General features: G+C 48.3%; 14 protein-coding genes. 6 read left to right on the top strand and 8 right to left on the bottom strand.

Annotation, left to right across the window (positions count from 1 at the left end; genetic code table 11):
• Positions 1 to 17: 17 nt before the first annotated feature.
• Positions 18 to 920 carry a serine O-acetyltransferase EpsC gene (gene epsC, locus ACJ67_RS09460; protein ID WP_049638861.1) on the bottom strand — a complete coding sequence of 301 codons (903 nt, stop codon included), beginning with the start codon at positions 918 to 920 and terminating at the stop codon, positions 18 to 20.
• Positions 921 to 1,285: 365 nt separating this feature from the next.
• Here epsC and ACJ67_RS09455 point away from each other — a divergent pair, with 365 nt between their 5' ends.
• The 5 genes from ACJ67_RS09455 to ACJ67_RS09435 all read left to right on the top strand — a co-directional run bounded on the left by ACJ67_RS09455 (position 1,286) and on the right by ACJ67_RS09435 (position 6,022).
• Positions 1,286 to 2,266 carry a sulfate ABC transporter substrate-binding protein gene (locus ACJ67_RS09455; RefSeq protein ID WP_049638860.1) on the top strand — a complete coding sequence of 327 codons (981 nt, stop codon included), beginning with the start codon at positions 1,286 to 1,288 and terminating at the stop codon, positions 2,264 to 2,266.
• A gap of 26 nt (positions 2,267 to 2,292) precedes the next feature.
• A complete protein-coding gene (locus ACJ67_RS09450) occupies positions 2,293 to 3,162 on the top strand; it encodes an EAL domain-containing protein (RefSeq protein WP_049638859.1) in 870 nt (289 codons plus the stop codon).
• Positions 3,163 to 3,279: 117 nt separating this feature from the next.
• A complete protein-coding gene (gene cysT, locus ACJ67_RS09445; RefSeq protein ID WP_049638858.1) occupies positions 3,280 to 4,113 on the top strand; it encodes a sulfate ABC transporter permease subunit CysT in 834 nt (277 codons plus the stop codon).
• Between the two features lie 39 nt (positions 4,114 to 4,152).
• Positions 4,153 to 5,043 carry a sulfate ABC transporter permease subunit CysW gene (cysW, locus tag ACJ67_RS09440; protein WP_049638857.1) on the top strand — a complete coding sequence of 297 codons (891 nt, stop codon included), beginning with the start codon at positions 4,153 to 4,155 and terminating at the stop codon, positions 5,041 to 5,043.
• A 1-nt stretch (position 5,044) separates the two neighbouring features.
• Positions 5,045 to 6,022, top strand: a complete 978-nt coding sequence (locus tag ACJ67_RS09435; protein WP_049638856.1) for a sulfate/molybdate ABC transporter ATP-binding protein — start codon at positions 5,045 to 5,047, stop codon at positions 6,020 to 6,022.
• A 212-nt stretch (positions 6,023 to 6,234) separates the two neighbouring features.
• Here the strand turns inward: ACJ67_RS09435 and ACJ67_RS09430 are convergent, their stop codons facing one another.
• The 7 genes from ACJ67_RS09430 to ribA all read right to left on the bottom strand — a co-directional run bounded on the left by ACJ67_RS09430 (position 6,235) and on the right by ribA (position 11,937).
• A complete protein-coding gene (locus ACJ67_RS09430; protein WP_049638855.1) occupies positions 6,235 to 6,726 on the bottom strand; it encodes a hypothetical protein in 492 nt (163 codons plus the stop codon).
• 346 nt (positions 6,727 to 7,072) lie between these two features.
• Complete coding sequence (locus ACJ67_RS09425; RefSeq protein WP_049638854.1) at positions 7,073 to 7,369, bottom strand: hypothetical protein; 297 nt, start codon at positions 7,367 to 7,369, stop codon at positions 7,073 to 7,075.
• Between the two features lie 71 nt (positions 7,370 to 7,440).
• Complete coding sequence (locus ACJ67_RS09420) at positions 7,441 to 7,707, bottom strand: hypothetical protein (protein WP_053092893.1); 267 nt, start codon at positions 7,705 to 7,707, stop codon at positions 7,441 to 7,443.
• 423 nt (positions 7,708 to 8,130) lie between these two features.
• A complete protein-coding gene (locus ACJ67_RS09415; protein WP_049638853.1) occupies positions 8,131 to 8,808 on the bottom strand; it encodes a hypothetical protein in 678 nt (225 codons plus the stop codon).
• Between the two features lie 128 nt (positions 8,809 to 8,936).
• Positions 8,937 to 9,611 (bottom strand): hypothetical protein, encoded by a 675-nt coding sequence (locus tag ACJ67_RS09410; protein ID WP_049638852.1) that lies wholly within the window; start codon positions 9,609 to 9,611, stop codon positions 8,937 to 8,939.
• 336 nt (positions 9,612 to 9,947) lie between these two features.
• Positions 9,948 to 11,219, bottom strand: a complete 1,272-nt coding sequence (locus tag ACJ67_RS09405) for an O-acetylhomoserine aminocarboxypropyltransferase/cysteine synthase family protein (protein ID WP_049638851.1) — start codon at positions 11,217 to 11,219, stop codon at positions 9,948 to 9,950.
• Between the two features lie 118 nt (positions 11,220 to 11,337).
• Entirely contained in the window at positions 11,338 to 11,937 is a 600-nt protein-coding gene (ribA, locus tag ACJ67_RS09400) for a GTP cyclohydrolase II (RefSeq protein WP_049638850.1), read from the bottom strand.
• A gap of 451 nt (positions 11,938 to 12,388) precedes the next feature.
• On the opposite strand from ribA, the gene ACJ67_RS09395 reads away from it, so the two are divergent.
• Complete coding sequence (locus ACJ67_RS09395; RefSeq protein WP_049638849.1) at positions 12,389 to 12,643, top strand: hypothetical protein; 255 nt, start codon at positions 12,389 to 12,391, stop codon at positions 12,641 to 12,643.
• Positions 12,644 to 12,646: the final 3 nt, after the last annotated feature.

Genomic DNA, 12,646 nt, shown 5'->3' with positions numbered 1-12,646 from the left:
AAAAGTTGAGGTAAACGTCAAGCGGCAGCCGGGATCGGTTTGGCATCCGAATGCGCTTGGGTGATATGGCTATTGGCAGGCACACTACGTGTCACCCAGACATTGCCGCCAATAATGGAATGCTTGCCGATGGTGATACGGCCCAAGATCGTCGCTCCGGCATAGACGACAACGTGGTCTTCTAAAATCGGGTGGCGTTCAAACTTTTTGACCAGGTGACCATTGGCGTCTTTAGGGAAATTCTTGGCCCCCAACGTCACTGCCTGATAGAGCCGCACATGGTTGCCGATAATGGCTGTTTCGCCGATGACTACACCCGTGCCGTGGTCGATAAAGAAGTAGTCGCCGATCTTTGCACCGGGGTGAATATCAATCCCCGTTTGTGAATGGGCAATTTCGGTAATCAGGCGCGCAATAATGGTCAAACCCAGGCCGTGAAGCACATGCGCAATACGGTAGTGAATCAGGGTCAGGATGCCGGGGTAGCTGACCAGTATCTCATCTACGCTGTCAGCGGCCGGGTCGCCTTGATAAGCGGCTTCAAGGTCGGTATCCAGCTGCTGGCGAATCACAGGCAATTGCTCGGCACAGGTTTGCGTGAGGGCATGTGATTGTGCATTGAACTGGCTGGCGGCGGTCCCCGGCGCTTTAAACGCAAGCTCAAGACGGATTTGTTGTTGCAATTCACGCAGAGCTTTATCCAGCGTTGTCCCTACATAAAAATTAATGGCATGTGGCTGAATGTCAGAGTCGCCCAGACGGTTAGGAAATAGCGAGGCAGCTAACCACTCTACGCATTTTCCCAGGGCCTTGCGCGCGGGCAGCTTGGGTGGTTGAGACAAGCGTTGTCGCTGCTGCAATGCGCGTTCACGTATGCTGGCCAGTTGTTGCACGATGTGTTCAATCGCGATCTCTTCCATCGGCTATCCAATCCTGTATTTAAACTGCTGAGGCTGGCTACAGACGAAAAAAAAAGCCAGTCGCCCGCTTAGGCGACTGGCTTCCAGGTGTCTGGTCAGCATTAATCTTTTTAAACTATAAAATAATCCTACAAGCTTGAATAGGGCTAACCCTAGAATCGTTAATTATTTATTTATATGTTTTGCTTCTTAAACAGGTTTTAACCAAACCGGCATGTGAATACCTATAGCTAAGAGGCTCAAGAGAGGTTAAGTCAAGTTGTTATATATTTTTATATTATAAATATATTATTTTTTATTCTTTTTAAAAATATAAGTTTGCCGCTATAGTGCTCCCCAGTCTCATCATAAAAAGGGAGTGATCTATGCCGTTTGTCTTGCGCAGTACCTTGTTGGCCATGTTATTGAGCAGTGTGTCACTGCAAGCCGCCGAATTGTTGAATGCTTCATATGATGTGACGCGAGAGTTCTATAAAGATTTTAACCCGGCTTTTGTGCAGTACTGGAAAGAGAAAACCGGGGAAACGGTGACCATTAATCAGTCGCATGGTGGCTCGACCAAGCAGGCGCGCTCGGTGGTGGATGGCCTGCCAGCCGATGTGATTACCATGAACCGCAGTGCAGACATTGATATCCTGGCGCAAAAAGGCAAATTGATTCCGGCTAACTGGCAAACCCGCTTGCCAAATAACAGTGTACCAAGTGCATCGCCAACCGTATTTCTGGTGCGTAAAGGTAACCCTAAACAAGTCAAAGACTGGGATGACCTGATCCGTCCAGGTGTGACTTCTGTCATTCCTAATCCCAAGACTTCTGGTAACGGTAAATATAGCTACCTGGCTGCCTGGGGCTATATCACGCAAAAAGGCGGCGATGCCACCAAAGCCCGCCAGTTTGTGACTGAGTTGTTCAAGCATGTCCCAGTGCTGGATACCGGCGGCCGAGGGGCAACCACGACTTTTGCCCAGCGGGAGATTGGCGATGTGCTGGTCACGTTTGAGAATGAAGTCTACTTGCTGCAAAAGGAGTTGGGTGAAGATAAATATGAGGTGGTGTACCCCTCAGTCACCGTGTTGGCTGAGAACCCAGTCGCGCTGGTGGATAAAGTAGTGGATAAAAAAGGCACACGCAAAGTAGCACAGGCTTATTTGGAATTCCACTTTTCAACGCAAGGCCAGGCCATTGCTGCCAAGCATTATTTGCGCCCGCAAGTGACTGAAGTGGCGCAACCCACCTTCAAAAAGCTCAATACATTTACAGTCAAACAAGCGTTTGGCAGCTGGAATGAAGCCGAAAATACGCATTTTAGCGATGGCGGCATTTTCGACCAGATTTATCAGAAATAGCAGTTGTATCGCAGGAAGGAATCATCATGACACAACGTCAACCTAACCAGGAGCCTGAACACGTCATACAGCTACGTGCAGAATTAAAGCAGGCACTGTCGCTGGACCTGGAAGAACTGGGGTTGCTGGAAGCCAGTTCGGGTGAGTATGAGAGCACCTTTATCGGTGTGCATCTTAAAACTGCTTTTCAGCCGATTTATGATGCCAAGCAAGGCGATATTTACGGTTACGAAGCCCTGATACGCCCGTCTTTGTTTGGCACGCTGGGCAGTACGCCTGAGTTTGCATTTACCTATGCCGAGCAGTCCGGCAAGCTGGTGCAGTTTGACCGCGTATGCCGCTCGCAGCATGTGCTTAACTTCAGGGCGATTCATCAGGAAAACGGATTGCTGTTTTTAAACGTGCATCCCAAGTTGTTGCTGGAAGTTAGTGCACACGGCAAGGTGTTTGAGCAAATTTTGCATAAATACTCTGTGCCTACACATCGTGTAGTGCTTGAGATCAATGAGTCCTTGATCGAGCAGGACAAACATCTGATTTCAGCTATCGAGAACTACCGTGCGCTGGGCTACCGGATTGCGTTTGACCATGTGGGTGGGCACCAGAGCAAGCTGTACCGATTGTGGAGTGCACATCATGACTACATCAAGTTTGACGTCTCCGTGATTCACCAGGCAGCACAACAGCCTGCACTCGCCAAAGCCTTGAAAGGATTAGTGTCCACTGTGCAGGATCTGGGCAGTACGCCTGTGATTTTGGGCATCGAAACACAACAGCAATTGGATATTGCGATTGCAGCTGGCTCGACCGTGTTGCAGGGTAACCTGCTGGCAGCGCCGGTGGTGGCCAAAGTGATTAATGACGAGTATCAGCATCGTTCACCCAAGGTTGCGTGATTTGGTCGCGTTATCCATTCTTTATAACTTTATATTATAAATTAATGATTATTTATTCTTTAATTCTTTTAAAGAGTCCGGCTATATTAGCGCCTGTCTCACTGGTCACCATACATCATGGCATCACATAAAAAGAAACATTTACTCCCCGGCTTTGGCTTGTCGCTCGGCTACACGCTGGTCTATCTGAGCCTTATCGTCCTTATCCCTTTAGCGGCTGTTTTTCTACGCACCACCGAGCTCAGTCTGCATGAGTTTTGGGCAGTTGTGACTACACCGCGTGTCGTCGCGACGTATAAATTGACCTTTGGCGCTTCACTACTTGCGGCGTTGATTAACCTGGTGTTTGGCCTGCTCACGGCCTGGGTACTGGTGCGCTACCAGTTTTTCGGCAAAAAAGTGCTGGATGCCCTGGTTGATTTGCCGTTTGCCTTGCCGACCGCGGTGGCTGGTATTGCGTTGACAGCGATTTATGCCCCCAATGGCTGGTTAGGTCAATGGCTGGAACCACACGGTATTAAGGTCGCCTTTACCCCGCTGGGCGTGGTGGTTGCACTCACCTTTATTGGCTTGCCGTTTGTGGTGCGTACCGTGCAGCCGGTATTAGAGGATTTTAGTGCCGAAGCTGAAGAAGCTGCCGCTAGCTTGGGGGCGAATCGCTGGCAAACGTTTTACAAGATTATTCTGCCAGCCATCTGGCCAGCCTTGCTCACCGGTTTTTCACTGGCATTTGCCCGCGCGGTAGGCGAGTATGGTTCGGTGATTTTTATTGCGGGCAATATGCCTATGATCTCCGAGATCACGCCGCTGATGATTATTACCAAGCTGGAGCAGTACGATTACGCTGGGGCAACGGCGATTGCAGTGGTGATGCTGGTGATTTCGTTTGTGTTGCTGTTATTGATTAATCTATTGCAGTGGTGGAGTAATCACCGCCATGGCAATAAATAATTACTGACGCACGCTTTATATTTAATTGAATAGACATTTATGCATACCACACAATTTCAACAATACCAGGGCAAGGTCGCTTCCAAGCGTGCCACGTCTGAGCCAGCATGGGTACGCTGGAGCCTGATTGGGCTGACTCTTGCATTCCTCGGGCTGTTTTTGCTGGTGCCACTAGCCGCCGTATTTGCCGAAGCCTTGCGCAAAGGCTGGGGCATTTACTTGGCTGCGATTACTGAAGCAGATGCTTTATCCGCCATGAAGCTGACCCTGATTGCCTCGCTGATTTCGGTGCCACTGAATTTGGTGTTTGGCGTGGCCGCAGCCTGGGCAATTACCAAATTTGACTTTAAAGGTAAAAGTTTCCTGATCACCTTGATTGACCTGCCGTTTGCCGTCTCACCTGTGATTGCCGGTTTGATCTTTGTGCTTATTTTTGGCCTGCAAGGCTGGTTTGGTGAATGGCTCATTGACCATGACCTGAAAGTGATATTTGCAATACCCGGCATTGTGTTGGCGACCATTTTTGTGACATTCCCGTTTGTCGCCCGCGAATTGATCCCGCTGATGCAGGCGCAAGGCAAGGAAGAAGAAGAGGCTGCATTGGTCTTAGGCGCATCGGGCTGGAAAATGCTATGGCATGTGACGTTGCCTAACGTGAAATGGGGCCTGATTTACGGCGTGATCCTGACCAATGCGCGCGCCATGGGCGAGTTTGGTGCGGTGTCTGTGGTCTCAGGCCATATCCGCGGGCTCACCAACACCATGCCTTTGCATGTTGAGATTTTGTATAACGAATATAACTACGCGGCGGCTTTTGCTGTGGCTTCACTGCTCACGCTGTTGGCGCTGGTAACCTTAGTTTTGAAAACCTATGTCGAATGGCAGGCATCTCGCGATGCAGCCGCTATTGAAAAGGAAGTGACGGCTTAACATGAGCATTACCATACAACAAATCAATAAGGGCTTTGGCCAGTTTAGTGCCTTGCGTGATATCAATTTGCAAGTGCCGTCTGGTGAGCTAGTCGCGTTATTGGGCCCTTCCGGTTGCGGTAAAACTACCTTGTTGCGCATTATCGCCGGGCTTGAGACCCCAGACAGTGGACAGATACTGTTTGATGGCGTAGACACTACCCATGCTGATGTGCGCGAGCGCCAGGTCGGCTTTGTGTTCCAGCATTACGCCTTGTTCCGTCATATGACCGTATTCGAAAACGTCGCATTTGGCCTGCGTGTACGCCCCAAAGAAACGCGCCCATCCAATGCCGAGATCAAGAAACGCGTGCATGATTTGCTCAAGCTGGTACAGCTTGATTGGCTGGCTGACCGCTACCCACCACAACTTTCAGGTGGTCAGCGCCAGCGCATCGCCCTGGCGCGTGCCTTGGCCGTAGAACCAAAAGTGCTGTTGCTGGATGAGCCATTTGGCGCGCTCGACGCCAAAGTGCGTAAAGATCTGCGTCGCTGGCTGCGCCGTTTGCATGATGAATTGCATGTGACCAGTGTATTTGTGACGCATGACCAGGAAGAAGCGCTCGAAGTCGCTGATACCATCGTCGTCATGAACCATGGCCAGGTAGAGCAGGTGGGGTCGCCGCAAGCCGTATATGACAACCCAGCCACACCGTTTGTATATGAGTTTTTAGGCAACGTAAACGCCTTTGAAACCCCACAAGGCAAAGGCTTTGTGCGCCCCTATGAGATTGCCGTGAGCCGAGAAGCCGACGCACAAAGTATTGCCGGATCGCTCACCTATGTGCATTCTGTGGGCTCACTGGTGCGATTGGAAATCAAGCGTTCAGACAACGAGCAATATGTGGATGTGGAACTGGGCCGGGAGCAGTTTAACCAGTTGAGTTTTAAGCAGGGCGAGACGGTTTACTTGAAGCCGACACAGTTGCGGGTGTTTTAATTTGACTTAGTAAATACAAAGGCGCAGCGATTATGGCTGCGCTTTTTTGTATTTGTGGTAATCAACAATTGTTGAATGGCGGAAGATACTCATCGTTTGTCGAGAATGACTTGAACGCGTGGGCAACAAGTTGCCCACCCTACGGTGCTAAAGTTAAGCAGGTTTATCGTGGATATAAAGCCATATCTAAAGCGGAGCACGCTTTAAACGATTCATTTAGATTCTTTAAGGCTTTTCAACTCTGCTAAGGCAACCTCGGTGGACACCTGTTGAATTGTCCATGGACCAAATGTCGTGACTGGACCTGAAGGCATCGGGAAGATACCTGTCATTCCCCCTGGTAATACGCGCAGTGCAATTTGCTCACCCTGCTTAGCTTCAACTTTTAACACCGTGCCCTTTTGCCAGAGTCTGAATCGCTCATCCAGCGTAATTGAATGCTCACCATCAGTTGTTGGAAAAGAAAGCCAACCTGCATTTCGTAAGACACCAACTTCTTTGTTGTCTACTGACACCTTTACAGATTGACCACCAGCCCGGAATAAGTCTGGACGATAAATAACTATGACTGCTGACTTGTCGGATGTTGATTGAAAGCCTGAGAAACTTTGCCCGGTTGCGGCGCAACCAGCAAAGAGAGAAAGGCTTAAAATTAAACCAAGAAGTTTTAAGTATGTTAGGACAATATTTTTATTTTTAAGCATTTTTCATCCAATCGAAAAGGTAGGCACCAGCTGCCCACACGTAAGGCTATCAAAATTAACAGTCTACTAGGATGGGCAACTCGTTGCCCAGGCGTCACAATATAAAACAATCTTTAGCCACCACCAAATTCACCATCCACGAAATCAAAATGACGCCCCAGTTTTCATCAAAAACCCCTGCTTTCAAGTCGCGATTAAAAGTGAGGTAAGGTTCGTACTGGGCTATTGTTGAATCACAGGCAGTAGCCAGCATCTTGATCGTTTTGGCCTGCGAAGGAATAAAAAAACCCGCCCAAAAAACAGGCGGGTATCAGAGAGAGATTTAAAATCGTTTGCGATTCAGACATCAGTCTGGATTATGTGGCGCAAGATATGGCCGCTTACCCATAAAATTCATTTGATGTTGGTTATGTTTCATCAATTTCTTTTCAGCTTGTTCAGGGTCTTCAGCCACTAAACCAGTACCTTCCCAGGCTTGATCAGCCCCCTTAGCTGGTTTATCAACAATTTTGTTGTAGGGACGTTTCCCGATAAAGTGATTGTGATGCGACTGGCCGATACGTTGCTCGTTATCCGGTAAATCAGCTGCATTTACTTGCGCCACAAAGCCTAAAGCCAATACGGTTAAAAATAATTTTTTCATTTGTAATCTCCTAAATTTGTCCTAAAGCAATTGGGGCGCTTCACTTTTTCGCGTGGACCCGATGCCCCAGATTAAAAAGCGCGTTTACCAATCATGTGCAGTTTTTGCATATCGTGAACGCTTGCACGCCCGTTGTTACCATCCACCACCAGTGTTGCGCCTACCCAGGATTGCTCACTGTCAGCTTTGGCAAACATTGGTTGAGCATATGGACGCTTGCTCAAAAAATGTTGAGCAGTTTGTGTTTTTTCAATCCCACCATTTTGTTCCACAGCCACCACTGGGGCAGCCACAATAAAACCACTTACTAAAGCAATTGCAGAAATAACGTTACGCATGTTTGTTCTCCTATGTGTTAGTCAATGTGATGGCAATCTGTTAAAACGTTGCTCAATCACGATGGTTTGCATTATGCGCGGACATTTTCCATAAATCGTCTATAGATATAGGTAGGTTGGTATATACCAAACGGCATATTTTGATTGCTTTAAGGATAATAAAAGCAGGGACTAAGATGAGCTAATTTAAGGTCTATATGCGGATTTATACGTACGATAATGGCGTTGCTACAGAGTAGCTTCCGCAGGCAAAGCGCATTGTCATCACATAAAAACCGTTACTCGCGGTCAGTGACTACCGTAAAAGGTTAATTGCTTCAGAAGGGTTGGCGCTGCGGTGATGCGATATCGAATCAATTTGCGTGGGATCGAACGTGTGGGCAACAAATTGCCCACCCTGCAGGGCTGTTGTTAGTGCGTGGTTCATTTTATGATCCGAAGGTATGGCGGAAGACGCTTACCTCCGATCTTTTGCGCTGGCGCTCCAAGAAATTGTTTGCGGCATGAGTCTAGAATCTCCCCAAGCTTGGCCAAATACTGCTCACCAAGTTCTTCAACACTCTTGCCCTCTATGGCTGCCCTTGCTGACTCTGGCACTTCAGCGAAGACTTGCTTCACCTCAGCAATGCTCCTTGGCAGCTCGACGTAGTATTTCGCTTCAGAGCCATCAGGGAGTTCAATAGTCCAGCCGCTGCCACCGAACTTGTCCCCAATGAAAAAACCCTTTGTGCCGGGTGGTGGAGTGCCGAGTTTTTGAAGATCGTTGGTGGAGAGTGACAGTGACGAAATCTCCATCGCGATTTGTAGACGCCCTTGCTTCAGAATCTGATTTCGCAGTTCAACAAAGTACTTCATCACTTCATCAGATCGGAGCTCTTCCTGTATTGGGTTGTACCACTGATCAAAATCCTCAACCACACTGCGCAGATTTTGGATTACGAAAGTTACCGAGCGTCCAAAAACCAATAGATTTTGAAGCCCAGAAAATCTTTTCGAGCCGTTACCTGATTTTAGATCGTCGAGGCCGTGCTGAGCCGTTTGCAGAATCTCTTCTGCTCGACGGATCACCTGCTCAGCAGTGTCCTTGATTTCTGAAGTCATTCTTGATTCCTAACCGCTAACGCCCAGGTTAACCGGCAGAAATGCGGAGTATTTTTGTCCGCTTTGAACCGCTAGTTACGCCGCTGCGCGAAAGCATTACTCAATAGTACATGTCGTTATAAATTTTTCTATTGGAGACGTTTACTAAGCAACTCAAAAAATGATGCCAGGCCTGCTGCAGGGCGTGTTCCAGTAAGCTTGCCGTGTAGTGCAGCATCGATTCCACACCGCATTTCTACTGGCAACGTACGACGTTCGATTGGGGGTAGTCGGTGCAGCATTTCGCAAAGAATTTGCAGGCTACGATTGCGAAGATGCATGTTAAATTTTTGATTTTGTATTTCGTGTATCTGACGTAAATCGGCTAGCTTGTTTTCTGAGAATGCTTGGTCTTGTTCCAGGCTGATCTCAGCTTGGAACTGCTCGAGTTGATTAGCAAGCTCCAATGCCGAATGCGTAAGCTCGGAGTTGGATGTAGTCGAGAGTTCTCCAGTCGGTGCGGGGTACTCAACATTTGGACCACTTACTTGAATCAGGCAATCAGTCATTTCAAATGTTCCTCCGCCTGTCGCTTTCACTAAGCCATGCGGAACGCCGCCGATGATTGGTGTTCTTGTAAGCTTTGCTGTTGAGCCGTTTAAGTCAAAAGCTGGCAGAGGAATGCTTGTCGCCGGCGGTTGTGTTTTACTCCTGTACTTATTCCAGAGTGCTTTGATTGCCACTCCCACTGCGACTAAAAGTGTTACCCCTATTCCAGAGAGCAGCCATTCTTTGTTTGTGTCAATGTATTCAAAGGCTGTCATGTTTATCCAAGAAGTGTCGGCCTAACGAACTTATTCTCTATATTCGATTATTTCTATGAGTACCTAGCATATCTTTATGTTTTTATTAATAGTCGAGTAGGGTGGGCAACTTGTTGTCCACGAGTAACAATATCAAATAATCACTGAAATAGTATTTATATAATGACATCGAGTTTAAGCTTGGGCAAGATATTTCCCCCTACTTTGGTGACCTGGAATTTTAGATTTCTGCTGACATCATCTTTCATAAATGAAAAAGCAAAGCATTTCCTCTGTGCTCTAATCGTTGCCCAAAGTGGAAAAAAACTACATGGCTAGTTTTGGATCAACTTTAAATTAGACCTTCGCCAACGCCTGTTCCAAATCCGCAATCAAATCATCAATATGCTCAATGCCTACCGATAACCTGACCATATCTTCACTCACGCCAGCGCGTGCCAGCTCTTCTGTATTGAGTTGACGATGGGTGGTGGTAGCTGGATGGCAAGCGAGACTTTTTGCATCGCCAATATTGACCAGGCGAGTGAACAGTTGCAGCGCGTCAATAAAACGGGTGCCGCCTTCGCGGCCGTCTTGCACGCCAAAAGACAAGATGCCTGAGGCGTGGCCGTTGAGGTATTTATTTACCAGTGCATGGTCGGGGTGGTCTTCAAGCCCGGCGTATCTGACCCATTTCACTTTGGGATGGTTTTTCAGGTAAGTAGCGACAGCTAGTGCGTTGGTGCTGTGGCGTTCGATTCTAAGTGCAAGTGTTTCCAGGCCTTGCAGAATAAGGAAGCTGTTGAACGGGCTGATGGCGGCGCCGGTGTTGCGCAAGGGCACGACGCGGGCGCGGGCGATGTAGGCGGCGGGGCCTAATGCCTCGACGTAGTTGACGCCATGGTAGCTGGGATCAGGGGTGTTGAGGCTGGTGAAGCGCTTAGCGTGCTCGCCCCATGGGAATTTGCCGCTATCGACGATGATACCGCCGATCGAGTTGCCGTGGCCGCCGATGTATTTGGTCAGCGAGTGCACCACAATATCCACACCATGCTCAAATGGACGCGACAGAATGGGCGTGGCGACGGTGTTATCAACAATCACCGGTACGCCATGTTTATGGGCGGCGGCGCTGATGGCCGCCAGATCGACCACATTGCCGAGCGGGTTGCCTATGGTTTCGGCAAACACCAGTTTAGTGCGGCTGTCGATCAGTTTTTCTAAAGAGGCCGGGTCGCGATAATCAAAGAACCTGACTTCTATACCTTGTTTGGGCAGGGTATGCGCAAATAGATTATAGGTGCCGCCATAGAGCGTGGAGACTGAAACAATATTGTCGCCTGCTTCGGCAATGGTTTGAATCGCGTAGGTAATTGCGGCCATGCCGGAAGCCAGCGCCAGCCCGCCAATGCCGCCTTCCAGTTGAGCAATTCTCTCCTCAAGAACCGCAGTGGTCGGGTTCATAATGCGGGTGTAAATATTGCCCTGTACCTTGAGGTCAAACAGGTCTGCGCCATGTTGGGTATTGTCAAACGCATAAGAGGTCGTTTGATAAATAGGCACTGCCACTGCTTTGGTGGTGGGATCAGGTTCATAGCCGCCATGGATAGATAGGGTCTCTTGCTTCATCTCGTCGCTCTCCTGCTTATGATTATTGGAAAAAGCAGTATAACTCCGACGCAAGGAGCGGGTTATAACATTTGGTGAATGGCTTATAACCTTTATTTATGAGGCGATGAGTGGCTAATCACAAGTCTGGAATCAGGTGCCCGAGCTTGACTGACTTGGTTTGCAAATACTTGAGATTTTCCGTGGTAGGCATGGTCAATAAAGGGACTTGCTGATTAATCGTAATACCGAAAGACTGCAAAGCAGTTCGTTTTTCCTGGTTGTTGGAAAGCAGGCGGATGCTATTAATCTCGAAGTAGCGCAGCATGTCTGCTGCGCTTTCGTAAGTGCGCGCATCTATTGGCAAGCCCAGGGCGACATTGGCTTCTACGGTATCCATGCCTTGGTCTTGCAGGGCGTAAGCAAGCATTTTATTGCTGAGGCCTATGCCGCGCCCTTCATGGTTTTTCAAGTAGAGGATCAAGCCCTGGCCAGTTTCGTGGATCAGGCGCTGGGCATGGTGCAGTTGTTCACCACAATCGCAACGCGTAGAGCCGAATACATCTCCAGTCAGGCACTCTGAGTGCACCCTGACCAGCGGGTCGGTGGCACCTTGCAATTTTCCATAAGCCAGGGCGACATGCTCCAAACCATTGCGGCTGTCAGTGAATACATGGATATCGAATTCACCAAACTGGGTGGGCAATCTGGCGGTGGAGGTATGAGATAAAAATTGCATGTCAGTGGGTGATTAAAGGCTCAATTTAATATTGTAGCGTTTGCCAGGTTTTTAAAGTATCCCTTGTCCATTTATTGAGGCCTCAACAGATATATTCACCTGTTTTTAACCCAGATTTTCCATGAGTATTTGAAGCGACAACGATGGGCAGGTTAATGGATTTCTTGTGCAAATTTGAGGCTAATAGTCATTCTAATGACCGAAAGTTGGCACAAAAAAAGATGCAAATTGAATGCGTTGGAATGCAAGTAGATTGAAAAACGCCTCATGTAAAACGGGGTTTAAGGCTGAGAGGGTATTGTTAAAAGTGATTTGAAAACACGTTCAGCTTGGTGAAAGCTTTGTGAAAGCTTTGTGAAAGTCTCATGTAAGACAAGTGCGCTACAGTGAACACCATGAAATCCGTCTCAACAGGGCGGCAACAACGAAGTGTCAATTAAAGGAGATTACGATGAAAACAGTGAAATTAGTTGGTGTAATTGGTTTGGTTACATTGTCATTTGCTGGATCTGCCATGGCGGATCAGGCTGTTGTTACGCAAAATGTTGCGAAAAGACCGCTGCTTGAGCAGTCTGCTGCAAATGCAGATCAGGCATGGGAGGGCGCCAGTTTGAAAAAAGATACTCATTTGCAGGCACAGCGTGCGCAAACGAGTTTGCAGTTTGCGAGCAAACGCGCTTACCTTGCCCCTTTGGCAAACGAGTAAAAT

This window comes from Methylophilus sp. TWE2 (assembly GCF_001183865.1).
In the GTDB taxonomy this organism is placed as follows: Bacteria; Pseudomonadota; Gammaproteobacteria; order Burkholderiales; family Methylophilaceae; genus Methylophilus.
This window is presented reverse-complemented; position numbering and strand designations above follow the sequence as displayed.